Origin of the sequence: Aliidiomarina taiwanensis, from assembly GCF_003987015.1 — a bacterium.
In the GTDB taxonomy this organism is placed as follows: domain Bacteria; phylum Pseudomonadota; class Gammaproteobacteria; order Enterobacterales; family Alteromonadaceae; genus Aliidiomarina; species Aliidiomarina taiwanensis.
In genome coordinates, this window is sequence record NZ_PIPQ01000005.1 from 96,822 (window position 1) to 120,546 (window position 23,725).

Genomic DNA, 23,725 nt, shown 5'->3' on the forward strand with positions numbered 1-23,725 from the left:
TGCCTTTACAAATAATTAACAGGCAGAGGCATTAGGTTAATTAAGCACGCACGGATTGTGGTTTGCTTCTTAGTGGTAATATAGTCCTAAGCTGCAGGTTAATAATGGCCTGTAGTTTCTTTTGCGTGCTAGATACACCGCGCATGCCTAGTATACAAATGTTAACTTTCAAGGAGGCTCCATGCCAGAGATGCCAGCATTTTGCGATAACTGTGGAGCTATTTTTGGTTCTGGCTTCGTATTTGAAAATTGTAGGAATGTAACTCTAAGCGGAAATCGAGTAGGTCCTTGCCCAAGCTGCGGAGGCATGGGCCATGTACCTGATGGCGTTTACGACATCACTGGCAATGCAATAAAGTTACTGCAAGGAAGTATTAAGACAGTTCAGCAGTTACAGAAATTATCGGCTGTACTGGCTGAGGCGCAAAAGAGAAATCTTTCGAAAGAACAAGTCCAGGCAAACATACAAGAAACAGTTCCTGAGTTAAAGAATTTCGCTTCTGTATTGCCGCAAACAAGGTCTGAATTGTACGGTTTCATCGGAATTATATTAACAGCTATTGGGTTAATGATTGCAGCCTACGGCACTTTCAAAGACGAGCCCGTGCCGGAAAGAGAGATAGAACAAATTATCGAGCGCTCTATCGAGCAATCAATTCAAAAATTGGCTCCACCTAGACCAACAGCACCTCAGAAGCAAAAGAGAAACGATCCGTGCGCATGCGGAAGTGGTGTTAAATATAAAAAGTGCTGTTATTTGTCGGCATAAAAGTTAACAAGCGCAATCACGCGGATCAATTTTCCGCTGCGCTACAAATTGCCCGGTGTTGCGGGCGTTACATGCGTAAGGAAATTGAGATGTATAAGCTACTTCTAACTGTATTTATTTGTTTGGTATTGTCCAGTTGTAGTTCCGTTCCAGAAAGTAGTGCGGAAAGCCAAACTGACACAAAGGCATCACGCACTTGCAAAGAAACAGCGTTGGATATCTATAAAAACCTAGATCAAGAAAGCATCAATACGCTACAAGAAACAGAGAAAGAAGATCTCATACAGTTTCATTTTGGGTGGGGAATGGGAATCAGGAATAGCTACGGGTTATGGAGTGAAGATTCACCCGTTAGGAAATCATGCGCAGCTATGTCTGGAGAACAAGATATGCATCCCGATAGCGCCTCATCTGTAATCATGGAGCTCGTTTGGGAATTGGTACATGACAGCATGTAACAATGCCAAGCACTTCGCCCCAGCGAAGCTGGGGCAGGACCTCGCTGCGCTCGGCCTGTGTTGGCGGCGTTACGTGTCATGAGAATTGGGTGATTGGGTGCTGAATCGTGAGTAGGAAAAAATTCATAGAAGCGCAGGGCGCTACTTGCAAAAACTGGACATGGAGCTGGTCATTCATCAATGAGGATAAGAAAATCATCATATTTGGCGCATGGGACACTAATACTGATGGTGATACGTCGCTCATTCTGAGTGATACATGGGAATACAGCGCAAGGGGAAGGAAGCAGCCTGCGTATGAGCAGTCCAGAGAGCATATCCGGTTAATTGAGGAAGAGGGATATGAGCTTCAAACATTTCCAATTATCTACTCTGATGCAAATAAAGATGAGAATGGAGTGGGCCCGGCAAAAATAGATGGTTTTATTCCTGAACTTTCAAATAAAATATTGAAACGCGTCGGTGACAAATGGTATGCCTCCGATGGCGTAATGGGAAATCAACTGGCCGAGGAAGTAGACAGTCCGGAGAATTACATTGAGGGTGCGTCTAGAACAGTTTCAGTCAATACCTATGAAAGAAGTGCCGATGCACGAGCCAAGTGTGTTGCTCACTATGGCTATAGCTGTTCCGTATGTGGTTTTGACTTTGAGGCGGTGTATGGGCAGATCGGCGAGAAGTACATCCATGTGCACCATATAGTGCCGCTCTCTGAAATAAGACAAGAGTATGTGCTTGATCCTGTGAAGGATCTCATTCCCGTTTGTGCTAATTGCCATGCAATCATTCATCGGACAAGGCCAGCTTTATCAGTTGAACAGCTTAAGGCGCATCTGACCAAGAGTGAGTAAAACACGTAACAAGGCGCTGCTGTCGGAAAAATTTTCCGCTGCGCTACAAATTTTCCGCAGAGCGCGGCGTTAGAAGCCAAAGAAACAATGGAGTAAACATCAAGTGCCGATTTTCGATATTTCAGGAGACAAGCTATCTGCTGTTGAGCAGAAGAACTTTGCTCTAGAAAAGGATTTGCAGTCCCTGATAGAGAAAAACCTTGAAACGGTCTTCAATTGCAGATTCGTTGCCAGTGAGTTTTCAACCGGTGCACAGCACGCAGGTCGAATTGATAGTCTCGCTCTATCAGAAGAAGACAATCCGGTGATTATCGAGTACAAAAAAGTCGAATCATCAGAGCTTATTAATCAAAGCCTTTTTTACTTGTATTGGATTCAAGATCACAAGGGTGATTTTGAGATCGCGGTACAAAAGCGGTTGGGAAATGGTGTAAAGGTAGATTGGTCTGATGTTAGGGTTATATGCATTGCACCAAACTATAAGAAATATGATTTGCATGCCGTTCAGGTTATGGGCGCAAACATTGAACTATGGAAATATCGCTTATTTTCAAACAACTCTCTTTATCTGGAAGAAGTTTTTCATACTGCAAAATCATCGGCAGTAACAACGTCTTCGTCCACATCTGATAATGGATACAAAAATCCTGTTATGGTAGAGGCTGGCAAAAAAGCCGCGCTAACCCGAGCCACGGCAACCTATACCTTTGATGAAAGGCTCGAAGGAAAAAGTGAGGAAATCCAAGAGTTAACAGCAACTATACGAGAGTTTATCATTGGCCTTGATGAATCAATTGAAGAAGTCCCGAAAAAATTCTACGTTGCTTACAAAATCTCCCAGAACATCGCTTGTATGGAAGTTAAGGGTAAAAACATCAAGCTGTTCTTAAAGCTCAAGCCTTCGGATATTCCAAAGGGAACTAAAAATTATCGAGATGTAACATCAATAGGCCATTACGGTACTGGTGATGTTGAGTTCACCGTATCTTCGGAGGCGGAATTTGAACCAGTTAAAGAGTTTATAGCAATGGCGTATAACAAGGTTGGTGGCTAATGGCTTCTAACAAGTTGCTGCACGCGGAAAATTACTCGCTGCGCTCCCAATTTTCAGGTGAGCAAGGCGTTAGGCAAATATAAGGAGTTAACGTGTCTTTCGAAAAAAAAGGAAGCTGCAATGCAGGAGCTCAAAGAGCCCGGCATCTGGAAGTCGAATAGTATGCCACCGGCGCTGATTATTCTCTGGAAGCTAGGCGTCAAAGCTAAGCCTCCGCATTACAATAGCTTTCTGACGAACGCGCTCTCAACGGGGCTATGGTTTGCTGCTGCCTGGGGAGTCCTGATGTGGCTTGTCCAGTGGCGCTCCATGGGTTTACCCGTATCTGGCGCCATAGCCTCCGCGTTAGTCGCGGGCGTCTTCTTCGGCCTTGCTATGGCCGCCTACTACAAGTCGTCCGCTCGGAAGCATCAACTTGCTAATTGGGTAGATTTACCCACGGAATAGGGGATGCCTAACCAAGCGAAGCAGGCGGATAATTTGAAGCGGCTTTCCGCTTCGCTCCCCCCTCTGGCAGGATAGTTGTCACTACTTAAAAATTAACCAGTTGGGGCGTTAAACCTATTGTCGCATCTACCAGACTATGACGTAATACATTGTAGTTTCAAGTTCAGGGAGTATGTTATGGGTGTCACCACAGTTCGTCTCCAAGCCGATGTTGAACAGCACCTAGAAGCTATCGCAGCTAGGCTGCAGCGCAGCAAAGGTTGGGTAATTAACCAAGCACTGTCGGAATACATAGAAAAGCAGCTGCTTGAGCAAGAGCGGTGGAAACAAACGTTAGAGGCAATGGAGTCTGCCGCCCAAGGCAAGGTTGTTGATGCCAGCGAGGTGCATAGCTGGCTTAATAGTTGGGGAGGCGAGAACGAGCAGGATGCACCGAGGTCAGGTAAGTGAAACTGGTTTACGCGGATGAAGCCATCGAAGAATTGAAGCGTTTGCGGGAATGCATTGACGTCCACAATCCATCGGCGGCAGCAAAAATTGCCACCGAACTGGTTGGCAAAATCGCACTGCTCCCAGACTTCCCCGAAATGGGCACGCCCGTTGAAATGGCTCCGGTGTCAGACTCCGTTCGAGATATGGCTTTTGGAAAATACGTCGTTCGATACTCACTTCATGCCAGTTCCATCATCATTCTCCGGGTATGGCATGGCCTTGAAGGTGAACGATAGTAATTTAACCAGGCACTCCGGAGTAAAGATGCATACTGCTAGTAATAAATACCTTCTTGCTGCGTCGATATGTTGTTTCGCCACTGCACTTGTTCATTTGGGCTGTATTGTATTTGGAGGCGATTGGTATCGTTTCTTTGGTGCTGGCGAACAAATGGCTCAGATGGCAGAGCAAGGGCTTTGGTATCCGACCATTGTCACTTCTGCTCTTGTCATAGTGCTTTTGGTGTGGGGGTTTTATGGGCTGTCGGGTGCGGGCTTAATTAAACGGTTACCTCTAACAAAATTAGCGTTAATCCTCATTGCCAGTATATTTTTAATTCGTGGCGTTTCCTTTGTTAAATTAATGCCAATGTTCCCAGAAAACAGTCTGACGTTTTGGTTCATTAGTTCTGGTTTCTGTTTGTTTATTGGCGGCCTGTTTGCCCTAGGCTCTTGGCAGCAGTGGTCCGCTTTAGGTGCAAGCAATTCCTAACCAGACACATCACTCACTTCCGTTGGCCGCTGGTACGCCAACGCTCGCTGAACTGCTAACCTCCGGCGTTTAGCCAGCCGTTATTACAACCAGCCCTTTTGGTGGGCTATACGTGCGGCTTCGGTGCGGTTATGGGCATGCAGTTTGCTCATGGCTTCCGACAAATAATTGCGGGCGGTGCCTTCGGCAATAAACAAGGCTTCGGCAATTGCGGCGGTGCTTAGTCCTTCGCCAGCTAAGCGTAGGGCTTTACGCTCTTTATCGGTTAATGGGTCTTGGTCGTCTAGGGCTTGTAGCAGCAGCTCATTGCTAATCACTTGTTGCCCGTTTTGAATGTTGAGCAGCGACTCCACCAGCACTTCAATGGGGGCGTCTTTCAACAAAAACCCGTTCACCCCTTCCGCAATGGCCCGCTTTATGTAGCCAGAACGGTTGAAGGTGGTAATCACAACCGTTAGCAAGTGCGGCTGATGCTGCTTTGCCCACCGCAACAGCTCCAGCCCGGTCATGTGGGGCATTTCAATGTCCGTTAGCAGTATGTCGTAATGGTTTTGTTCTAATAATGCTTTGGCTTGGGCGCCGTCTACAGCTTCGTCTACCTGATAGTCCGACTCCAGCCTGAGCAAGCTGGCTAAGGCGGTACGCACCATGGTTTGGTCTTCTGCTAATAACAGTTTCATGGCTAGGCTTCCCCTGTTTCTTGTAAGGTCTTTGGTACTTGCAGGGCCACGGCATAGCCTTGATCTGTCGCTATATTCACGTCGCCACCGAGCATTTCAATGCGTTCGCGCACGCCTTGCAAGCCATTGCCAGCATGGTACGCAACGCAGTGGCCGTCATCGACCACTTGAATAGAATAGGTTTGCTGGTTTTCATGGAAGGTTATATGGCAGGTTTCACCTTCGCTGTGGCGAATAATATTGGTCACAAGTTCAGTTAACGCCAAGACAATACCGGTTTCTAAGGGCCCGTCGAGTTGCGGTGGTGCCCCATGAACTTGAGTCGCAAAACCGGCTTCTTGTAGCCGCTGCTCTAACCGATTTAATTCCAGCTGCAAGCCACCGGCACGATAACCAGAAACACTCTTTCGGACTTGGCTTAAGCTGGTGCGAGCGATGCTACTTAATTCACTTAACTGTTGTTGGGCGGCGGGTATATCGCGCTTTTCTAACTGCTTTTCAGCGAGGTCGGCTTTTAAAATAATACTCGAAAGGGTGTGGCCTAAAATGTCATGTAGGTCGCGGGCAATGCGTTCGCGCTCTACCGAACGAGCCAAGCGTTCTATTTCTTCTTCACTGCGCTGCTCTTGCATTTGGTGGCGGCAACGAATGCGCTCGATTCGACCAAACAAGCTCACTGTGAGCACAATAACAATGCCGTAGTGGAAAAATAACTCCCACGGGGTTCCCGGCCCAAATTGAAAATATACCAGGGTGGCCACTAAACCCACAATCAGCGGTAACGCCAGCTTCCAGCTGTAAGCAAAGGCAATAAAAAAGCCCACATAGCTAAATAACGCAATTGAGCCGCTGTTCATAGGCGTGACAGCACACGCAAGCCCATACATGCCCAATAAAGGCCACTTCATGTGCTTGTTTGGCACGCGGTAGCAGTAAAAGTACAAGCCGACAAAAACCAACAGCACCAGCACCTGTACCGCAATTTGCCAGGCAACGTACGGGAACATAAACAAAGGCAATATAAAAAAGCCTAAGTTAAATAAGTAAACCCACGCGTATTTGTCGTTGGCTTTTTGCATGTGTATGGCTCCTTGCTTTTGTATTTTTCATTATGGAAGCCAAGCGCTTTGAACACCAGTGACATTTGTCACCCACATTTGCTGACAAATCCTACTAAGCAGGCCGTGCTTTTCTTTATAAGCTTGTTCCATCTTCATTACCAAACAAAGGACAGCTTATGTTGACCCATGCAGTGAAAGTACAGGCACTTTCAAAACACTATGGCAACCACACGGCCTTAGACAATGTAAGCCTAAGCATTCCAACGCAATGCATTGTGGCTATTCTTGGCCAAAACGGTGCTGGCAAAACCAGCTTTATTAACAGCGTGCTGGGGCTGCATAGCTACCAAGCAGAGCATATTTCCATTCTTGGCGAGTTGGTGACTGGGCAAGGTCGCCCTGCGGCACTGCGCAATAAAATGGGTGTTATGATGCAAATGGGCAACTTAAATGCCCATTTAACGGTAGCCGAACAGCTGGACTTATTCTGCAGCTATTACAGCCACGGGTACACGCCCAATGAACTGATAGCCCTATGCAACCTAAGCACTATAAAGCACCAGCGCTTTGGCCGCTTGTCAGGAGGGCAGCGCCAACTAGTGCTGTTCGCCATTGCTTTAATTAGCAAGCCGCAGCTGCTTTTTCTTGACGAGCCTAGCGCCGGCATGGACATTGAAGTGCGCCAGCAGCTTTGGCAGCACATTCGCACCCTGCGCGACAATGGCTGCAGCATAGTACTGACCACCCACTACATTGAAGAAGCCGAGCTCCTTGCCGATCGCATTGTCATGTTACACCAAGGCTCTGTTTTGGCCGACGCCACACTGGCTGAGTTTACTGCCCAGCACCCATCCCTTGAACAAACCTACATGCACCTGATTCAGCAGGAGACAGCCCATGCGTAACCTTGCCGTGTACCAAAAAGAAGCCTTTTACGACGTATTAAGCCTGAGCCGAACGCCTGCATTTTACTTGCCCGCGCTGCTGTTCCCTTTGGTGTTTTATGTTTTTTTTGGCGTGCTATTAAACTACAGCGGCAACAGCAGTAGCTATATGTTGGTGTCGTACCTTTGCTTTGGCGTTATGGGACCGGCGCTATTTAATTTTGCCAGCGCCGTAGCCAGCGACCGCGTGCAAGGTTGGTTAACCTTGAAGCAACTTTCGCCTATGCCCTTGTCCGCCTATGTGCTGGCGAAGTACTTTAGCAGTTTGGTGTTCTCGCTTATTATTGCACTTACACTCTTTGTTGTAGCGGCCGTATTTGCTGACGTGCAACTAGAAGTGTGGCAGTGGGCTAGCTTGCTTGCTATTGCTTTACTTGGCACCTTTCCTTTCGCGCTGATTGGCTTGTTACTGGGCCTATGTTTTTCTGACAAAGCCGCCCCTGCTGTGGTGAACCTAGTGTATTTGCCCATGGCCTTTTTGTCTGGCCTGTGGGTTCCTGTGATGTACTTACCTAGCGGTATTCAGTTTTTAGCGCCGGCCTTACCCGCTTACCACTTTTCGCAACTTAGCTATGCGGTGATTGGTGCTCAGCAAAGCGCGAGTTTATGGGGCCATGTGCTTTATTTAGTGGCCTTTAGCGCCCTTCTGTTTGCCGCCATCGCTTGGCGTTATAACCGCCTGTATAAATAAGGAGCCTGCCATGCGTCCACGTATTTTACTTGCATTTATTATTCTTGGGGTCGTTGCCTTAGTGGCTCTGCTGCCTACACCTGAGCCAGCGCCAGCAGAAAATGCCAACAGCTTTGTGCTAGGTCCCGTGCATATTTTTAACGGTGAAGAGGTGATTCAAGCCCAGTATATTGAAGTGACCCAAGGCGTTATTCGCCAGCTGTACGACACAGTGCCCACCACAGACCTGCCTATTATCGATGGCCAGCAGAAATGGCTAATGCCAGGGCTTATTGACGCCCATGTGCATGCTTGGGGTGATGCCCTCGAGCAGCAACTGGCGCGCGGTATAACGACAGTGGTTGACATGTTTGGTCAACCGAGCTTTTTGAACCAACGAAAAGCCCAGCGGGAAGGAACGCAGTTCAGTAAAGAAGCGGATATTTTTGGTGCCGGCATCTTGGTTACTGCGCCTCATGGGCATGGTACCCAGTTTGGTATTCCTGTGCCTACCTTCACTAAACCAGAGCAAGCCACCGAGCAGATACAACAAAGGCTACTGCAAGGCTCAGACTTTATTAAAATTGTGTACACCACAGCTTCGGCAAGCTACCCCCATGCGCCTTCTATTTCCTTTGACGTACTGGAAGCAAGCATAGCGGCCGCACATACCCAGCAGAAACTGGCTGTGGTGCATATTGCCGACCATGCGTCTGCACAAGAAGCCGTTGCCGCCGGGGCCGACGGTTTAGTGCATAGCTTTTTTGACCAAGAGATAAGTCCGGAGCTGTTACAGGCTATGCGTGCAAATCAAGTGTTTGTGATTCCCACCATGGCCGTGTACGAAGGCATGTTGCAAGGCACCAGCAATGAAGCGCTGCTGTTTTCGAATACCGACCTCCCCATTAGCACAACGGCCAAAATAACCTTGAATCAGCGCTTCGACAACAACATGCCTGCTGCGTTTTGGCAACACCTGCTGCACAATACTCAGGCCATGTATGCAGCGGGTATTCCGGTGCTAGCCGGTAGCGACGCGCCCAACCCAAACACCGCCCACGGTTGGTCGCTCATTGTCGAGCTTATGCTAATGGAGCAAGCGGGTATGCCCGCGGCGGCTGTGCTCGCCAGCGCCACCTCGGCGCCAGCACGAGCCTTTCAGCTGCCTCAGCGGGGGCGTATTCAAGTGGGTTATAAAGCCGATATGCTTTTACTTGACCATTCGCCCCTCGAGCAGCTTGCTGGCTTACTCACCCCAACACAAATATGGAAAAGCGGGTTTGCTGTAAAAGCTGGCCATTAGGCCAGCATACTGCCCGTTTCTTCAAAGCGCTGGTGCCAACTTAACGCCTCATTCAATAAATGGGGCGTGTGCATGCCACGGCCACTGGCGCAGGCCCGTTCGAAGTAGTCACGCAGCTGCTCTTTAAAGTCGGGGTGTGCACATTTGTCGATAATTTCCAGAGCGCGCTGACGAGGCGAAAGCCCACGCAAATCGGCCAAGCCCTGCTCGGTCACAATAATCTTGACGTCATGCTCGGTGTGATCCACATGCGACACCATAGGCACAATGGCAGAAATACTGCCGCCTTTTGCCGTACTCGGCGACATAAAAATAGACAAGTAGCCATTCCGTGCAAAGTCACCCGAGCCACCAATTCCGTTCATCATGCGGCTGCCCATAATATGGGTGGAGTTCACGTTGCCGTAAATGTCGGCTTCAATGAGACCATTCATGGCAATGACACCCAAACGACGGGCAATTTCCGGGTGGTTACTAATGTCTTGCGGTCTTAAGAGGATTTTATTGCGATAAAACTCAATGTTTTTATCAAACTCTTCAATGCCTTCCGGGCTAAGGGAAAACGCTGTGGCCGACGCCATGGCCAAGGTGCCCGACTTCAGCATTTTCAGCATGCCGTCTTGAATCACTTCCGTGTACGACGTCAGGTTTTTATAGGGGCCACTGTCGAGGGCTTCTAATACGGCATTCGGAATATTACCAACGCCTGACTGCAGCGGCAGTAGCTCGGCTGGCAAGCGACCACGCTTAATTTCATCCTCGAAAAACGCAAGAATATGCTCCGCTATGCGCTTCGACACCTCGTCACTTGGTTTAAAAGGGCTATTTCGGTCGGGCGAGTTGGTTTCAACCACCGCAATGACTTTGTCGGTGTCGCAACGCAGGTACGCTTCACCAATTCGCTGCGCTGGGTCTGTCAGCATAATAGGCTTACGGTTGGGCGGTAAAGCCGTACCGTAATACACGTCGTGCATACCTTCTAGGCGGGCATTCTGCTTATAGTTTACCTCAAGAATAATTTTGTCGGCTTGCTCTATCCACACCTTGTTATTCCCAAGAGAAGAAGAAGGAATCAGGCTACCGTCTTCACGGATACCCACCACTTCAATCACCGCCACATCCATATTGCCGAAAAAGCCCGACCAGGCATAAGGCGCCACTTCGGAAAGGTGTAAGTCGACGTAATTCATTTTGCCTGTGTTAATGCGGTCGCGGCAAATAGGGTCGCTTTGGAAAGGTAGGCGCATTTCAATGCCGTCTACTTCCGCTAATTTACCGTCAAGCTCGGGCGCTGTGGAAGCTCCGGTCCATACATTAATACGAAAAGGCTTTTCGCCTGTGTTTGGGTCAATCTGCGTATTATGCTCTTTAATTCGTTCAGCTAACGCATTGGGCACCGCTTTGGGGTATCCGGCCCCTGTAAAGCCACTCATTCCTACATTCGCGCCAGCGGGAATGAGAGCGGCGGCCGCTTCAGCCGACATCACTTTTTGCTTTAACACTGGGCATAATATTCGTGCTTTTGAAAACATGGTTCACCTACTTAGTAGTACTGCTGTACATGCGCAAATAATGCAATTTTTTATTAAGTGCCGACAAAATACCCCGTTCGTTTGTCGAGCACAACTGCACTAAAAGCACAGTATTCTTTGCATCATCTTTCCTTTGACCTAAAACAAAATATATTAAAAACAGCACGATAGCATGGGCATTTGAGACAAATAGCTTTTACTTTTATTCAACCTACTTATATTATGATTTTTTAATATAGACGCATTCGTAAAATAACTAAGACCGTCTACACTTAACAATAAACGGGTGTTCATTCACCAAAACTTTATATGACATGAGAGTATCGACCATGGCCTATGTTTCAATTTTTCGAAGAACGATCGGCTGGGTGATGGCAGTAACAGGCCTCTCCCTTGCAAGTTTCGCATCACTTGCTAGTGAGCTTGACCCAGCAGCTGTCCAACGGGGTCAAGCAGCGGCGGCTATTTGCTCAAGTTGCCACCAGCAAGACGGCAGTGGTATGAACATTCCCGGGGGCGAGTCGTGGCCTCGCTTAGCGGGTTTAAACAGCGACTACTTAATCCGTCAGGTACATGCATTTAAAGAAGGCACACGGCAAAGTGCTTCTATGATGCCTTTTGCCAATATACTGAACGACGACCAATTACGTGATGTTGCTAGTTACTACGCCAGCTTAAACACCCCACCGAAAACGCCACCTGCGGTAGACCCTACGGTACTGGAACATGGTAAAAAACTCGCTCTTGAGGGCGACTGGTCGCGGTATATTGTGCCTTGCTCTAGTTGCCACGGACCCAGCAACCAAGGTGTGGGTAGTGCTTTTCCTGGCTTAGCAGGGCAGCACCCTGGCTATATTGCTCAGCAACTGGAAGCCTGGCAAAAAGGTACGCGCAGCAACGACCCACAAAACCTGATGGGTGCCATTGCGAAGCGCTTGAATAGTGACGACATTGCAGCTGTATCCGCATGGCTTGCTACGCAGCCAGCTCAGTAATTGGAGAGTGAACATGAAAACCCTATTGAATATTGCCTTGCCTGCGGCTATCGCCTCTACCTTACTGCTTGGAAGCTTGCCGACAGCGGCTCAAACCACCAAACTAGGTAGTGAACTGACGGCTGAAGAACTGCAAGCCCTCAGCGCCATGATCCCAAACGCGCCAGCGCCGCAAGACCATGAGCTGGTACATATACCACCGACCATGGACGACTTAGAAGCTTCCGACTTACACCCGAAAATGAAAGAAGCTATTCGCCGTGGTTACGACTTGTTTACCAACACCCAGCAGCTACGTGGTGAGTATGTTTTTAACAATATGAACTGTTCGAGCTGTCACATGGGTGACGGCCGTTTACCCTATGCTGGCCCCGTTTGGCCCGCAGCGGTTACCTTACCGGCATACCGCGGTAAGAATAACCATGTAAACAATCTCGAAGAGCGTATTGCCGGCTGCTTTACCTATTCTATGAACGGCAAACCCTTGGAATATGGTAGCGACGATATGCTGGCCTTGTCCTTGTACCACCAGTGGTTGGCAACGGGTGTGAAAATGTACCCACAAGAGAAAATTTATGGCCGCGGCTTTCCACGTATGCCGGACCCTGAATTGTCTCCAAGCGCTGAACGTGGCCGGGTAGCCTACCAAGCCAACTGTGCAACGTGTCACCAAGAAGACGGCGGCGGCGTTGTTGAAAACGGTGAAGTAGTTTTCCCAGCACTTTGGGGCGACAATTCCTACAACTGGGGTGCGGGTATTTCCCGAGTGTTTACCTTAGCGTCGTTTACCAAACACAATATGCCGTTAGGCCAACCAAACAGCCTGTCTGGTCAAGACGCTTGGGACATAGCTCAGTACATTAACAGCCATGAACGTCCACAAGATCCTCGCTACACAGGCGACGCAGTAGAAACACGCGAGAAGTTTCTCGACACTTTCCACAAGCATACCTTGTACGGTACTGAGGTGAATGGCCGCATTCTTGGCGACCATGACAATGTGGGTGGTAAAGACTTCCTCCGCCCAGACACGATTCGTCCTCGCGACTTTAGCGGCAATAAGTAACTACTACACCTGGCTATTAAGCCATGGGAAGCGGGTGATGCCTGTGCAGCACCCGCTTTTATCTGCTTCAGACAACAACTAAGTTATCGCCAAAAACCGATAATCGCGCCCATCAGAGTGAGTACGACAACCCAGTAGCCGCCGGAAATAAGCGTATAGCGCCAGCTTTTTTGTTCAAATAAGCCATTTACGGCGAAGGCAAAGAAAATCCAGCCAAAGCCCGCTAAAAAGCCATAGAAAGCACCTGTCAACCCAGTTACTTCAGGGGTTGAAATAAACGCCGCCAAACAATAGGCAACAATAAACGTAAAAACAAAAGCCAAGCCAAACACCTTTTTCATATTGGCATTGGCTATTTGGTCTTCGGTCAGTTTTACTTCCCGCATCCAGGTTTTGCCAAAGCAGGCCATGGAAAACCACACACCGCCCACTAAAAAGCTTACAATGGCCGCAACAAGCACAGCCCAAATATTGACAGTTTCCATTATGTTGTCCTTATAAAGGGATGAATTAAATTAAAATAACCTGTTTATTCAAGCATAATAGACACAAACTAAACCAAAAGGATAGTTCCCTATGTCACGTGCACATGCATTACATATTTTAGTAAAAACCAAAGAAGAAGCTGAAGCCATTAAAAAAGAGCTCGACGCAGGTAAGCGGTTTGCCGATTTAGCTCGGCAACACTCGACCTGCCCTTCAGGCAAAAATGGAGGCGACTTAGGCGAGTTCCGTCAAGGCGATATGGTGGCTCCTTTCGATAAAGTTGTGTTCAGCAAGCCTACCCTCGAAGTACACGGCCCGGTGAAAACCCAGTTTGGTTGGCACCTCATTAAAACCCTGTCTCGCGGGTAATAAAAAAGCCCAGCTGCGTCACGCAACTGGGCTCGTTTTTCCTGTCACATTACTGTGCTGCTTTTGTTTGCGCAATATATTGCTCTACAAACTGCTCCAGCACACTTAACGGCACAGGGCCATTTGCCAATACCACGTCGTGGAACTTACGAATGTCAAAGGCATCGCCTAGCTCTGCTTTTGCCTGTTCACGTAGTTCGACAATTTTGAGCATGCCAATTTTGTAAGCGGTCGCTTGGCCCGGCATAACAATATGGCGCTCCACCATTTTCACCGCGTCTGCTTTCGCGTTCGGTGTATTGTTCACGTAAAAGTCGATGCTTTCTTCACGTGTCCATTTCTTCGCATGAATACCTGTGTCCACCACGAGTCGTACCGCGCGCCATAACTCCATAGCTAGTCGGCCAAAGTCAGAGTATGGGTCTTCATATAAGCCAATCTCCTTGGGAAGCAGCTCTGTGTACAGTCCCCAGCCTTCCGTATAAGCCGTGTAACGACCAAACTTACGGAACATAGGTACGCCTTCGAGCTCTTGAGCAATGGCAATTTGCATATGGTGGCCCGGAATACCTTCGTGGTATGCCAAAGCTTCCATTTGGTAGGTAGGCATCGACGCCATGTCGTACAAGTTAGCGTAGTAGGTGCCTGGGCGTGAACCGTCGAGTGAAGGCTGCTGATAAAAGGCTTTACCCGCCGACTGCTCGCGGAACGGCTCAACCCGTTTCACAATTAAGTCTGCTTTCGGTTTGGTAATAAACAGTTCGTCTAAGCGGCCCCGCATGTTGTCGATATAAGCGGTGGCTTCAGCTATATAACGTGCTCGTCCTTCGTCTGTGGCTGGATAAATAAAGTCTTCGTTATTGCGCATATGCACAAAGAATTCTTGTAATGTGCCTTCAAAGCCTACTTTTGCCATAATTTCACGCATTTCGTCGTGAATACGGGCCACTTCGCTTAAGCCGATCTCATGAATTTCTGAGGCGGTTAAATCTGTGGTTGTCGTGCGTTTTAATGCGTTGTTGTAGAAGGTGTCTCCGTCTGGCAACTTCCACGCACCATCGCGAGTATCGGCTTGTTCTTCTAACTGCTCCACGGTCGCAATTAAATGCTCATAAGCAGGTTTTACCGACTCGAGCAGGGCTTTTTCCGCCGCATCACGCAGGGCAAACAATTCATCTTCGTTAATGTTTAGTGTGTCGATTTTCTTATTAAAGTCGGCCCACAAGGTGCTTGCTTCGCCGTCGTCAAATGGCGCACCTGAAATGATGTTTTGGCTGTCGCTAATAACATAGGGGTACACAAACTTAGGCGCTAAAATGCCCATTTCGGCACGCTTTTCAAGGTTTTCTGACAGCTGTTCGAATAAAGCAGGTAGGCCATTTAACCGTGCAATGTATGCTTCTGCGTCGGCTACGTCACTAATTCTATGTTGGTTAATCAACAACGAAGCGACACTTGAATGCAAACCAAACATTTGGTTCACAGGGTAATTATGGTAGCGCCACTGGTAGTCTTCAATTTGCTGCTCTAACCCTTCTTTTAATAGCGTCCAGCTGAGTTTGGTTTGCTCGTCCAAGGCGCTGGTGTCTATGGCCATGACTTGGGCTAAGTGCGACTTGGTCAGCTCTAAACCTTCAGCAGCGTATTCGTCGGAAAGGTCGTCCCATTTGTCTTGGTCGTCTTTAATACCCAAGTACGACTGGTACATGGGGCTTCGCATGACGTTTTCCATGAAAATCGCGTCAAACAGCTTGTTCGCCTCTTGCGACGCTTGGTTTTGTACTGCAGGTGTGGCTGTTTCAACTTGCGTTGCTGCTGTTTGTGTTGGTGCCGCCACTTCGTTGCTGTTATCTGAACACGCGGTACCAAGCAGTGCCAATGACACCGCCGCCGCTAAATATTTACGCTTGAACATACTCGCTCCTTTTATTGTATTAACACTGTGATAACCCCATGCTCCTTCTATGTCAACGCCCGCACGATAAAGCCCCGAATGAACTGGTTGAATGCACTTTCGACAAAATAAAGTTCCGGGTTAAGAATTCATCCCAGAAGCCGATAACAAAGTACATTACTCACTGCTGGGAACTTTTATGCGTCGCGTTATTACATTATTTGCTGTTCTTGCCAGCCTTGCTTTAACCGCATGCGCCAGCCCTCCGCCGCAGACCGACTACCTTGGCAGCAGCGGTATTTCGGCAGGACGTTTAACCCCTTACCAACAAACCCTAGCTGCTCAACTTTTTGCACAACAGCCTGGGCTACAGCGTGTTGCTGTCACTAGCTTTGTGCCAGCAGACAGCTTGCAACAAGGCCACGACAAATACGTTGACTTAGCCAAGCAGCTTCAAGAAGGTGTGTTATCCGAAGCGCATCATTTTAATATTGGCCTGGTAGAATATCGTTTAACTAACCAGTTGTTCTTAAGTCACCAACAAGAGCGCGCCTTAAGTCGCGACCCACAAGCTTTGCGCTCCGAGTACCGATTCGATTACATGGTGGTAGGCACTTATTCAGAAATGGAACAAGGCATTTTGGTTAATGCGCGTTTGATTCAAACCCGTCGCGCCACTGTTGTGTCTGCCGCTAGTGTGCTGGTGCCCTGGCAGGCAGTAGCAACCCAAACTGGCACAAGCCAGTGGCGTAAAGGCGGCTTATACCGAGAGTCTATCAGCGAGGAAACAGAATGAAACACATGTTAGTAACTCTGATAGGGCTCGTTTTTTTAACTGCCTGTAGCAGCCCAACCCTGCACCGCACAGCGCCTGTGCAAGTGTCGGTTTCAGAATACTCAAACCAGTTGGCAAACCAAATTTTAGCCAGCGCACGAGGCGTACATGCTGGCGACCGTGTTGTGGTGACGAGCCCCGTATGGCTAGAGTCGGGCATGACAGAAAGCAGTTTATTCGGCTTGCAATTGCAACAAGACTTGTCTGCAGAGCTTCACTCTATGGCCCTTAATGTCATCGACTTCAAGCTCACCGACGGTATACGTGTAACTCCAGAAGGCGACTTTGCTCTGTCTACCAACTATTTAGAGCTACGAGAATTGCAGGCTGCTGACTTTATTTTAGTAGGCACCTTAGTGAACCGCGACGACAGCTTACTGGTGTCTTTACGCTTGCTCGACTTTACCAGTCAGGTTGTAGTGGCAACGGCACAGGTTGCAATTCCGGAAACCCTCATTAGCGACTTATCGAATCGAAACTCTTTTAAACTAGTGAATTCAGACAGACAGTAAATAGCTTAGCCGGCAACCAAACAATTCTTGCCGGCTTTCTTGGCTTGGTATAAACGGTCGTCGGCCAACTGAATCAGTTTTTCCATGGTCTCTACAGACTCGTTGACCACAGCTGCTCCCATACTAACCGTTACCTTTCGGTTGTTTACTAACGGCTTTTCATTGAGTGCATGAATAATTCGGTCTGCTAATTGCGTCACCTCTGACAAGCTTGTATTTGGACAAACAAGTAAAAATTCTTCTCCTCCCCATCGCCCAACAATGTCTTGCTCCCGCACCATAGAAGTTAACAAGCCAGCCAAAGCCTGCAGCACCTTGTCGCCAATTAAGTGCCCCTCCTCATCATTTATTGCTTTAAAGTTATCTATATCCAGAAGGAGTACAGACGTGTGTTGGTCATGTGCGCGTGAAGAACTGAGTAGATCCTCGAGCTTTTTGTCTATGTGCAAACGGTTGTGCAGCGAGGTCAGCGGGTCTGTTACGGACAGCTTCTCAAGTCTTGTATAAGCCATACGACGCGATGTTTCGTAGTGTCTTAGCAGCAGTATTTGCGCCACCCCTACCTCAATAAAGTTTAGAAAAGCACCTAGTGTTAACTCGCCCGAAATACCACTTTCCAAGAAGCCTTTTAGCATCGTAGCGGAGCACACAAGAACCCCAGTAGTGAACCAAGCTCCAGCTTGAGGACCGAGCAGAAAAAAAGCGATAGGAGGAAAAACAGACACCCAAAGAAAAGAATAGTTACTGCCTTGAGATAAGTAAGCAAACGTCATCAGAAGAAGCGCAAGAACACTAACCACCAACCAACGCGCGAGAGCAAAGTCACCACGTCGACTGACATAAAAGTAAAGCAGCCCCGTAAGAATAAATCCTGCAAAGTCGAAAACTGCAATATGCGGTGCGTCTATCACTGTTATGTTTAATATAGCAGTTAAACCAAACACGCCGAAAAAAACCAACAGTATGCTGTAAAGTAGTCCCGCTTGATGATATTCAGGATCATCCTTTCCTATATTTGGGTGGTACTTGCGCCAAAATTTCATAAGGACCTTTTTCCTTGGTTTTATTTAGCTAACTCTAGCCTACAAAATAAAGCTTATAGCTTAATCGTAGTCTGTCAGTTTGTTGTAACGAATCATATCCCGCAGCTCCTCGCCGTATGCCACACCCCGCTCTGAATAACGGCTTAAACCATGGCTTAACTCGATACCGGAAACGGTTTTTCCTTCACTGCGTAATTGCGCCCGAATAGCACGTAGCTCTTCATACGCAGTATGGCGGTTTAAGTTCAGTATATAGCTTTGAACTGAGTCTTTCGGGGTTTCGAAAACCGCCACTTCGTGGGTTTTGTTAGCGCCACGGCCCTGCGGCACAATGCCACAGCCCTTGCTAAAACACCATTGACCAAAGTAGTTGTTGCCTTCTCGCGCAAAGCGGGACGTGCCCCAAGCACTTTCATTCGCACTTTGCGCCAAAGCCAGGGAGGGTGGTATCCGGTCAACACGCTCTAGCATGGCCTGGCAGAAGCCTTCAGCACCTAATATGTCTTTCAAATAATATTTTTCAGCCAAACGCTGCATGAGAACAGTGTGGGTATTCCCTACGCTACAGGCTTGTTCTATTTGTGCCCGCTCATTCATAATTTCCGCGTTAATTTCTGTGATAATAGGCGCAAAGTAAGCAAAAAAAGCAGCTTTCCGCTCAGGTCCCGCTGCGTATTCAGAGAAGTCAGGTATAAACACCTCCTCTTCTTTTTGCGTGGTCAGCCAAAACAATGTGCCTAGCACCACAAAAACCACAACCGCTATAAGCAGTAATTTATTTTTCATCCACATATTCACTTATCCTTTTTTTGTTTCGGTGTGGCCGTAAAAGGGATTTTCAAAAGCCCCCATAAAGACGTGGTTAGTCTAGCATCTCGATACTCATACAGGCCTATATCTATCTTGTCGGAGCCCGCCTTCGGCACAGGGGTAAAGCTATTGAATAGGTGGTCCCACCAACTCACACTAAACCCATAGTTACTGTTGGTTTCTTCTTTTTCAACACTATGGTGAATACGGTGTAATTCTTGTGTAATAAGTACTTTACGCACCTGCCGCTCGATAGGGGCTGGTAAAGCCACATTGCCATGGTTAAATAGCGAGCACGCATTCAAAATAATTTCAAAGACAATAATGGCCAGTGCCGGTGCACCTAACAACACCACAGCCACCAGTTTGATTAAAAAGCTCAGCACCATTTCCACAGGATGGAAGCGCAGCCCTGTGGTCACATCAAAGTCTGGGTCCGTATGGTGCACGCGGTGCAAACGCCACAACACAGGCACACGGTGAAACATTCGGTGCTGCCAGTAAATCAACATATCGAGCAGAAGCACACTCAGCACCACCGCAAGCCACGAGGGCACACGCTGTGCCACTTCCGGCACATTGAAGAAGCCCACAGAACCTTGTGCTGCCCACAGCGCTATGCCTGTTAAGCCAAGGGGTGCCAGCACTCGCATAATCAACGTGCCAATAAAAATAATGCCGAGGTTGCTGGGCCAGCGCACTTTTCGGGGAAAACGGCTGTGGCGTTTCGGTGCGAGCATTTCCCACAGCACCATCAACACGAGCACGCCTATAAATACCCCTAAACGCCATGTTGTTTCTGTCATTCTGTCCTCCGCTTTGTCTTCTGCTCTGCTTGCTTTAGGGTGCGGTAGCCCATGCTCAAACGCGAGCCCGCGGTAACCCAACAAGCACCTGCAAATACGTACGCCATGATTGGAAAGTGCTGTGGCCACAAGCAAAAGGCCACAAAGGCCGCCATGGTTTCAAAACCTTCCGTTAAGCCGCCCATATAGTTCAGCGACTTATGCGGGTACAAGGGATTTGAAATCCCATGCTTGGCTGCCAAGCTAGCAAAGGCCAAAAAGGTAGAGCCAGTGGCCATAAAGGTGACAAGCAAAAGCCCTGCAGCTAGCCCATTCTGTTCGGGCGCAGCCAATAAAAAGCCAAAGACCACGGCGCTATAAAATATAAAGTCCAGCACTATGTCTAAATAGCCACCGGCGTCTGTGCGCTCGGTTCGACGGGCTATGGCACCGTCTAAGCCGTCGGCCAGCCGGTTCAGCAGAATCGCACACAGGGCCAGGGTGTACTGTTCAAACGCTAAGGCTGGCACCGCCAGCAGCCCAAGCACAAAGCCAGCAATGGTCATTGTGTCGGCGCCAACCCCCAACCGCACGCATGCAGCCGCGGGCTTCTCCAGTAACTTGCGCGTAATGGGGGTTATCTTCGCATCAAGCATCGACCACCTCCCTGTGGCCATTCACTGTGAGAATACGGCCACGTGCGTCCGCCTTGTCATGGGTGACCAACAAGGTCGGCATGTGTTTTTCTTCCAGTTGTGTGAAGGTCCAGCTGCGCACTTCTTGCCTTAATGCCGCGTCTAAAGCGGAAAAAGGCTCGTCGAGCAACATGGCTTGTGGCTCAGCCAACAAGGTGCATAGCAGCGCAATGCGTGCATACTGACCACCGCTCAAACTCTCTGGGTACGCATGCCACTTATCACCCAGTCCCAGCGCTCGTAATTGCGTTAAGGCTTGTTGCTGTTGTTGCAAACGCGGCTGTTGGCTGCGCGCGCCCTGTGCAAACATGCAGTTTTCCGCCACGGTCAAGTGGGGAAACAGCCCGCCCTGTTGAAACATCATGCCTAACTGGCGCTGACCTATGGGCAGACAGGTTAGGTCCACGTCATGCAGGCACACCTGCCCTGAAATATGAAAATTTGGCAATGGCTCGCCTAATAACCAGCGTAGCAAAGTGGACTTGCCAACACCGCTCGGGCCCATCAAAGTGACCACCTCACCGGCCTGAACCGTCAGCGCCGGAATGCGTAACAAGGGCGCTTCGGGGTCTGCGCCTCGGCTGTAAATGGTCACATTACGCATGCTCAGCATAGCTTTTCCTTTTTAGTCCACCTGCTCCTAAGAATACCAACAAGGGTAACAGCATTTGCAACAAGGCATACAAACTTCCTATGCGCCAGTCGCCACCACTTGCCACACTCACCGCTTCTGTTGTTAAGCTGCTTACCTGCCCTTGGCCTAACCACTGGGTGGGCACATATTGGGCAATGCTTACGGCAAAGGCGACAGCATAAGCGGCTAACAGGGGCTGCTTGAGCATAGGTAACAACACCCGCCACCAGGCCTGTCGTGCGCTGTACCCTAAGCTTTGCGCCTTCACTAGCCAGTGCCTATTAAACCCCATATAAGCCCCGTGCAACACCAGGTAAGCATAGGGAAAGGTGTACACCGTATGGGCCCAAAGCACCCACAAAGCAGGGCCTTGAGTACTCCCTAACAGCAGCTGCCACCCCAACACCAAGGGCACCTGCGGCATAAACAAAGCCACTAACAGCAGCCATTGACGCTGCTGTTTTCCCCGTTGGCATTGCTGCTCTAACACCACGACAGCCGCCACCGTACCGAAAAGGGCCGACAGCAAAGCGAAACTCAAACTCGCCTGGGCGGGGGCCAGAATAAAGGGCCATTCTTGTTGCCAGAGACTCACCGAAAGCTGGGAAGGCCAAAGAGCAGGATAAAACCACTGGGTTGCGAGACTTTGTACCAGCAGCACCAGCACCACAGCAACCGCCAACCCTGCCAAAGCATACCAAGCAAACCTGGGCACAGGCCGCAGTTTCTGCGCTTTCGTGCTTGGCCTGAGGGGTTTGTTGCGCACACAAAACGCGTAACAGCGTGCATGCCTGCGGTTCAACAGCAGTAATAGCCCCGACACAGCTAGCAATAACCAAGCCCCCACAAGGGCATTGGCTTGCTGTTCGGGAGCAAACTGAAAAGACCATGCAAACACCTGCTGGGCCAGCACAGGCTGCAGGTTATTCCCCAGCAACAGGGGTATGTCCACCACAGACACAGAATAAATAACCACAGCAGCCATGGGTAAGGTTAACCGTTGCAGCAATTCCGGAACTAACACCCGCCACCAGGCTTGTTGTTGGCTGTAGCCATAGCTTTGGGCTTGCACAAGCCACGCCTGGCTCGGTAGTTGTTTTAATTGCGCGGCTATCATTAACAGCAAAAAAGGCAGCTCTTTGAGCACCAGCACCAAGGTTAAACTAAACAATGACTTTTCCGGCAAAGGCCAACCTTGAGGAGGCAAAGGCCACCAGCCGGTAAGCTGCTCGAACACCCGTAACAACCAGCCCGACGGACTAAATAACAACAGCATTCCCACGGCAAAAGCCACGTGTGGCACAGCCAATAAGGGCGCTAATACTTGCTGTATGCGGGGCCTGCGCAATAGGCTCGGTGCCATCCACAGGGCGAGGTAGCAAGCTACTAAAGGCGCCGCAACCGCCAGCACTAAACTGTTCAGAAGCACGCTAGGCATGGCGGCAAGCACAAACATGGCCTGTCCAACACCTTCAACACCCAGCCTGGCGGTTTGCCAAACAAGGTAAAGCACCCCTGCCACCACGGGCAAAGCTATTAGCAGCAGCTGAAAAACTACTGAAAGCGCGCGGACCATTGCTGTTCCAGGTAACGTTGCCAGCTTGCGTGGAATTCCTGCGCCGCTGGCAGCAAGGGCTCGGCGGCTTCAGCCAATACACTCGGGTCGCCCCAGCGGTTTGGATCGGCTTTTCGCAGTTGGGCTCGTTCTGAAAGCAGAAACTCAATAACTTGCTTGGCCATTTCAGGGTTTTTCGCCCCTTTCGGAATGGCTAAGTAATGGGTGTTGGTAATAGCGCCCCCGCGGAAACGATGCCGTTGAATACCGGTGGGCAAACGGCCCGTACGCACCAAGGTTTTATAGTCGTTAGGGTTAAAGCTTACGGCCATGACCAGTTGCCCTTGTGCTAAGTAGTTCACTTGTTCGCCGGCAGAGGCAGGAAAGCTTCGGCCCTGCTGCCACAGGTGTGGGTGCAGCTCCGTTAAAAAGCGCCATAGCGGGGCGGTTAATGCAGCCGCATTCACCTGTTGCACCGGCTGTTGAAACACCTGAGCCTGCTCGGGCTGCAAGGCTAACAGCAAAGACTTCAGAAAGGTGGTGCCATGAAAGTCGGGGGGCTTTGGGTAGCTCAGCCGCCCGGGAAAGCGTTGTGCCGCTTGCAGCAAGTCTGCTGCTGTAATTGATTCCTCAGAAAACACGGGGGCACGGGCCAGCAGGTTAAACTGCCCCACACCCCAAGGTACTTCTAAGCCAGTAACGGGCTCGCCAAAGTCGTGCTGCCACTGAAGCTGTGGGTTAAGCGCCGCCACAGCTGCTATGTCGTCCACAATGTTCTGCAGTGCCCCGGCCGCTTTGAGCGCATGAAAGTTTTCACCGTTAATCCAAATAAGGTCAGCGTTAGAGTGGCCTGCAGTTATTTGCTTGACCACCTCGGCAATGTCCGCCACCTTGTTGTGTCGCAGCTGAATACCTTCCGCTCTTAATTCTTGTTGTACCCAGCGCATGTAAGTGCTTACTTGCGGCGAACCACCCCAGCCATAAAAGTGCACTTGTCCTGCCTGTGCAGAGGCATAGGGAGCGGTTAACAAAACGGCAAGCGCCAGCAAACGTAAGCGAATGAACCTGCGCATA

The 23,725-nt window shown here is 49.3% G+C and carries 28 protein-coding genes; 16 read left to right on the forward strand and 12 right to left on the reverse strand.

The features are described 5' to 3' along the window. The first annotated feature begins 181 nt into the window (after nt 1–181). From CWE15_RS11975 to CWE15_RS08895, 8 genes are all read left to right on the forward strand, one after another. The gene (locus CWE15_RS11975; RefSeq protein WP_198675002.1) at nt 182–769 is read left to right on the forward strand and encodes an SEC-C metal-binding domain-containing protein; all 588 of its coding nucleotides are present in this window, start codon (nt 182–184) and stop codon (nt 767–769) included. 89 nt (nt 770–858) lie between these two features. Continuing rightward, nucleotides 859–1,227: a DUF6794 domain-containing protein gene (locus tag CWE15_RS08870; protein WP_126757731.1), complete on the forward strand. Its 369-nt coding sequence runs from the start codon at nt 859–861 to the stop codon at nt 1,225–1,227. A gap of 107 nt (nt 1,228–1,334) precedes the next feature. Further along, complete coding sequence (locus CWE15_RS08875; RefSeq protein WP_126757732.1) at nt 1,335–2,078, forward strand: HNH endonuclease; 744 nt, start codon at nt 1,335–1,337, stop codon at nt 2,076–2,078. A gap of 103 nt (nt 2,079–2,181) precedes the next feature. Next, nucleotides 2,182–3,132 carry a DUF5655 domain-containing protein gene (locus CWE15_RS08880; protein WP_126757733.1) on the forward strand — a complete coding sequence of 317 codons (951 nt, stop codon included), beginning with the start codon at nt 2,182–2,184 and terminating at the stop codon, nt 3,130–3,132. A 57-nt stretch (nt 3,133–3,189) separates the two neighbouring features. After that, the gene (locus CWE15_RS12050; protein WP_275065511.1) at nt 3,190–3,579 is read left to right on the forward strand and encodes a DUF6404 family protein; all 390 of its coding nucleotides are present in this window, start codon (nt 3,190–3,192) and stop codon (nt 3,577–3,579) included. Between the two features lie 177 nt (nt 3,580–3,756). Further along, complete coding sequence (locus CWE15_RS08885) at nt 3,757–4,029, forward strand: CopG family ribbon-helix-helix protein (protein WP_126757734.1); 273 nt, start codon at nt 3,757–3,759, stop codon at nt 4,027–4,029. Then, nucleotides 4,026–4,307, forward strand: a complete 282-nt coding sequence (locus tag CWE15_RS08890; RefSeq protein WP_126757735.1) for a type II toxin-antitoxin system RelE/ParE family toxin — start codon at nt 4,026–4,028, stop codon at nt 4,305–4,307. Before CWE15_RS08885 ends, CWE15_RS08890 begins: the two co-directional genes overlap by 4 nt. Before the next feature lie 28 nt (nt 4,308–4,335). Continuing rightward, a complete protein-coding gene (locus CWE15_RS08895; protein WP_126757736.1) occupies nt 4,336–4,782 on the forward strand; it encodes a hypothetical protein in 447 nt (148 codons plus the stop codon). 83 nt (nt 4,783–4,865) lie between these two features. Here CWE15_RS08895 and CWE15_RS08900 read toward each other — a convergent pair whose 3' ends face one another. Both CWE15_RS08900 and CWE15_RS08905 read right to left on the reverse strand, forming a co-directional pair. Beyond that, nucleotides 4,866–5,462: a response regulator transcription factor gene (locus CWE15_RS08900; RefSeq protein ID WP_126757737.1), complete on the reverse strand. Its 597-nt coding sequence runs from the start codon at nt 5,460–5,462 to the stop codon at nt 4,866–4,868. Between the two features lie 2 nt (nt 5,463–5,464). Further along, nucleotides 5,465–6,541, reverse strand: coding sequence for a sensor histidine kinase (locus CWE15_RS08905; protein ID WP_126757738.1), 1,077 nt, complete (start codon nt 6,539–6,541; stop codon nt 5,465–5,467). 158 nt (nt 6,542–6,699) lie between these two features. On the opposite strand from CWE15_RS08905, the gene CWE15_RS08910 reads away from it, so the two are divergent. The 3 genes from CWE15_RS08910 to CWE15_RS08920 are packed head-to-tail and all read left to right on the forward strand — an operon-like array spanning nt 6,700 to nt 9,440. Continuing rightward, nucleotides 6,700–7,428, forward strand: coding sequence for an ABC transporter ATP-binding protein (locus tag CWE15_RS08910; RefSeq protein WP_126757739.1), 729 nt, complete (start codon nt 6,700–6,702; stop codon nt 7,426–7,428). Beyond that, a complete protein-coding gene (locus tag CWE15_RS08915; protein ID WP_126757740.1) occupies nt 7,421–8,158 on the forward strand; it encodes an ABC transporter permease in 738 nt (245 codons plus the stop codon). Before CWE15_RS08910 ends, CWE15_RS08915 begins: the two co-directional genes overlap by 8 nt. Nucleotides 8,159–8,168: 10 nt before the next feature. Then, the gene (locus CWE15_RS08920; protein WP_126757741.1) at nt 8,169–9,440 is read left to right on the forward strand and encodes an amidohydrolase family protein; all 1,272 of its coding nucleotides are present in this window, start codon (nt 8,169–8,171) and stop codon (nt 9,438–9,440) included. On the opposite strand, the gene CWE15_RS08925 is transcribed toward CWE15_RS08920, so the two are convergent. Beyond that, nucleotides 9,437–10,972, reverse strand: coding sequence for an acetyl-CoA hydrolase/transferase family protein (locus CWE15_RS08925; RefSeq protein WP_126757742.1), 1,536 nt, complete (start codon nt 10,970–10,972; stop codon nt 9,437–9,439). The two genes, CWE15_RS08920 and CWE15_RS08925, sit on opposite strands and share 4 nt — an antisense overlap. 329 nt (nt 10,973–11,301) lie before the next feature. Here CWE15_RS08925 and CWE15_RS08930 point away from each other — a divergent pair, with 329 nt between their 5' ends. Both CWE15_RS08930 and CWE15_RS08935 read left to right on the forward strand, forming a co-directional pair. Next, nucleotides 11,302–11,967 (forward strand): c-type cytochrome, encoded by a 666-nt coding sequence (locus CWE15_RS08930; protein ID WP_126757743.1) that lies wholly within the window; start codon nt 11,302–11,304, stop codon nt 11,965–11,967. A 13-nt stretch (nt 11,968–11,980) separates the two neighbouring features. Then, on the forward strand, nt 11,981–13,033 hold the full coding sequence (locus CWE15_RS08935) for a c-type cytochrome (protein WP_126757744.1): 1,053 nt from the start codon (nt 11,981–11,983) through the stop codon (nt 13,031–13,033). 83 nt (nt 13,034–13,116) lie between these two features. On the opposite strand, the gene CWE15_RS08940 is transcribed toward CWE15_RS08935, so the two are convergent. Further along, nucleotides 13,117–13,518, reverse strand: a complete 402-nt coding sequence (locus CWE15_RS08940) for a DUF1761 domain-containing protein (RefSeq protein WP_126757745.1) — start codon at nt 13,516–13,518, stop codon at nt 13,117–13,119. Nucleotides 13,519–13,609: 91 nt separating this feature from the next. Between CWE15_RS08940 and CWE15_RS08945 the strand changes: the two genes are divergently transcribed. Continuing rightward, nucleotides 13,610–13,888, forward strand: coding sequence for a peptidylprolyl isomerase (locus tag CWE15_RS08945; RefSeq protein ID WP_126757746.1), 279 nt, complete (start codon nt 13,610–13,612; stop codon nt 13,886–13,888). Between the two features lie 49 nt (nt 13,889–13,937). Here CWE15_RS08945 and CWE15_RS08950 read toward each other — a convergent pair whose 3' ends face one another. Next, the gene (locus tag CWE15_RS08950; RefSeq protein WP_126757747.1) at nt 13,938–15,803 is read right to left on the reverse strand and encodes a DUF885 domain-containing protein; all 1,866 of its coding nucleotides are present in this window, start codon (nt 15,801–15,803) and stop codon (nt 13,938–13,940) included. A 178-nt stretch (nt 15,804–15,981) separates the two neighbouring features. On the opposite strand from CWE15_RS08950, the gene CWE15_RS08955 reads away from it, so the two are divergent. Together CWE15_RS08955 and CWE15_RS08960 are read left to right on the forward strand one after the other, a co-directional pair. Then, nucleotides 15,982–16,578, forward strand: coding sequence for a FlgO family outer membrane protein (locus tag CWE15_RS08955; protein ID WP_126757748.1), 597 nt, complete (start codon nt 15,982–15,984; stop codon nt 16,576–16,578). Beyond that, complete coding sequence (locus tag CWE15_RS08960) at nt 16,575–17,129, forward strand: FlgO family outer membrane protein (RefSeq protein WP_126757749.1); 555 nt, start codon at nt 16,575–16,577, stop codon at nt 17,127–17,129. The genes CWE15_RS08955 and CWE15_RS08960 overlap by 4 nt, the downstream gene beginning before the upstream one ends. A 5-nt stretch (nt 17,130–17,134) precedes the next feature. Here the strand turns inward: CWE15_RS08960 and CWE15_RS08965 are convergent, their stop codons facing one another. The 7 genes from CWE15_RS08965 to CWE15_RS08995 are packed head-to-tail and all read right to left on the reverse strand — an operon-like array spanning nt 17,135 to nt 23,724. Continuing rightward, nucleotides 17,135–18,172 carry a GGDEF domain-containing protein gene (locus CWE15_RS08965; RefSeq protein WP_126757750.1) on the reverse strand — a complete coding sequence of 346 codons (1,038 nt, stop codon included), beginning with the start codon at nt 18,170–18,172 and terminating at the stop codon, nt 17,135–17,137. A gap of 60 nt (nt 18,173–18,232) precedes the next feature. Further along, complete coding sequence (locus tag CWE15_RS08970) at nt 18,233–18,964, reverse strand: glucosaminidase domain-containing protein (RefSeq protein ID WP_241971880.1); 732 nt, start codon at nt 18,962–18,964, stop codon at nt 18,233–18,235. Nucleotides 18,965–18,966: 2 nt separating this feature from the next. After that, a complete protein-coding gene (locus tag CWE15_RS08975; protein ID WP_126757751.1) occupies nt 18,967–19,788 on the reverse strand; it encodes a sterol desaturase family protein in 822 nt (273 codons plus the stop codon). Further along, nucleotides 19,785–20,423, reverse strand: coding sequence for a CDP-alcohol phosphatidyltransferase family protein (locus tag CWE15_RS08980; RefSeq protein WP_126757752.1), 639 nt, complete (start codon nt 20,421–20,423; stop codon nt 19,785–19,787). Before CWE15_RS08980 ends, CWE15_RS08975 begins: the two co-directional genes overlap by 4 nt. Then, complete coding sequence (locus CWE15_RS08985) at nt 20,416–21,075, reverse strand: ATP-binding cassette domain-containing protein (RefSeq protein ID WP_126757753.1); 660 nt, start codon at nt 21,073–21,075, stop codon at nt 20,416–20,418. Before CWE15_RS08985 ends, CWE15_RS08980 begins: the two co-directional genes overlap by 8 nt. Beyond that, the gene (locus tag CWE15_RS08990; RefSeq protein ID WP_126757754.1) at nt 21,059–22,672 is read right to left on the reverse strand and encodes an ABC transporter permease subunit; all 1,614 of its coding nucleotides are present in this window, start codon (nt 22,670–22,672) and stop codon (nt 21,059–21,061) included. Before CWE15_RS08990 ends, CWE15_RS08985 begins: the two co-directional genes overlap by 17 nt. Further along, nucleotides 22,651–23,724, reverse strand: a complete 1,074-nt coding sequence (locus tag CWE15_RS08995) for an ABC transporter substrate-binding protein (protein ID WP_126757755.1) — start codon at nt 23,722–23,724, stop codon at nt 22,651–22,653. The genes CWE15_RS08990 and CWE15_RS08995 overlap by 22 nt, the downstream gene beginning before the upstream one ends. Nucleotide 23,725 lies beyond the last annotated feature (1 nt).

Coding starts and splice junctions, on each gene's coding strand:
- CWE15_RS11975 (WP_198675002.1), top strand. CDS start 182: ATGCCAGAGATGCCAGCATTTTGCGATAACTGTGGAGCTATTTTTGGT.
- CWE15_RS08870 (WP_126757731.1), top strand. CDS start 859: ATGTATAAGCTACTTCTAACTGTATTTATTTGTTTGGTATTGTCCAGT.
- CWE15_RS08885 (WP_126757734.1), top strand. CDS start 3,757: ATGGGTGTCACCACAGTTCGTCTCCAAGCCGATGTTGAACAGCACCTA.
- CWE15_RS08895 (WP_126757736.1), top strand. CDS start 4,336: ATGCATACTGCTAGTAATAAATACCTTCTTGCTGCGTCGATATGTTGT.
- CWE15_RS08900 (WP_126757737.1), bottom strand. CDS start 5,462: ATGAAACTGTTATTAGCAGAAGACCAAACCATGGTGCGTACCGCCTTA.
- CWE15_RS08905 (WP_126757738.1), bottom strand. CDS start 6,541: ATGCAAAAAGCCAACGACAAATACGCGTGGGTTTACTTATTTAACTTA.
- CWE15_RS08910 (WP_126757739.1), top strand. CDS start 6,700: ATGTTGACCCATGCAGTGAAAGTACAGGCACTTTCAAAACACTATGGC.
- CWE15_RS08915 (WP_126757740.1), top strand. CDS start 7,421: ATGCGTAACCTTGCCGTGTACCAAAAAGAAGCCTTTTACGACGTATTA.
- CWE15_RS08920 (WP_126757741.1), top strand. CDS start 8,169: ATGCGTCCACGTATTTTACTTGCATTTATTATTCTTGGGGTCGTTGCC.
- CWE15_RS08925 (WP_126757742.1), bottom strand. CDS start 10,972: ATGTTTTCAAAAGCACGAATATTATGCCCAGTGTTAAAGCAAAAAGTG.
- CWE15_RS08930 (WP_126757743.1), top strand. CDS start 11,302: ATGGCCTATGTTTCAATTTTTCGAAGAACGATCGGCTGGGTGATGGCA.
- CWE15_RS08935 (WP_126757744.1), top strand. CDS start 11,981: ATGAAAACCCTATTGAATATTGCCTTGCCTGCGGCTATCGCCTCTACC.
- CWE15_RS08940 (WP_126757745.1), bottom strand. CDS start 13,518: ATGGAAACTGTCAATATTTGGGCTGTGCTTGTTGCGGCCATTGTAAGC.
- CWE15_RS08945 (WP_126757746.1), top strand. CDS start 13,610: ATGTCACGTGCACATGCATTACATATTTTAGTAAAAACCAAAGAAGAA.
- CWE15_RS08950 (WP_126757747.1), bottom strand. CDS start 15,803: ATGTTCAAGCGTAAATATTTAGCGGCGGCGGTGTCATTGGCACTGCTT.
- CWE15_RS08955 (WP_126757748.1), top strand. CDS start 15,982: ATGCGTCGCGTTATTACATTATTTGCTGTTCTTGCCAGCCTTGCTTTA.
- CWE15_RS08960 (WP_126757749.1), top strand. CDS start 16,575: ATGAAACACATGTTAGTAACTCTGATAGGGCTCGTTTTTTTAACTGCC.
- CWE15_RS08965 (WP_126757750.1), bottom strand. CDS start 18,172: ATGAAATTTTGGCGCAAGTACCACCCAAATATAGGAAAGGATGATCCT.
- CWE15_RS08970 (WP_241971880.1), bottom strand. CDS start 18,964: ATGTGGATGAAAAATAAATTACTGCTTATAGCGGTTGTGGTTTTTGTG.
- CWE15_RS08975 (WP_126757751.1), bottom strand. CDS start 19,788: ATGACAGAAACAACATGGCGTTTAGGGGTATTTATAGGCGTGCTCGTG.
- CWE15_RS08980 (WP_126757752.1), bottom strand. CDS start 20,423: ATGCTTGATGCGAAGATAACCCCCATTACGCGCAAGTTACTGGAGAAG.
- CWE15_RS08985 (WP_126757753.1), bottom strand. CDS start 21,075: ATGCTGAGCATGCGTAATGTGACCATTTACAGCCGAGGCGCAGACCCC.
- CWE15_RS08990 (WP_126757754.1), bottom strand. CDS start 22,672: ATGGTCCGCGCGCTTTCAGTAGTTTTTCAGCTGCTGCTAATAGCTTTG.
- CWE15_RS08995 (WP_126757755.1), bottom strand. CDS start 23,724: ATGCGCAGGTTCATTCGCTTACGTTTGCTGGCGCTTGCCGTTTTGTTA.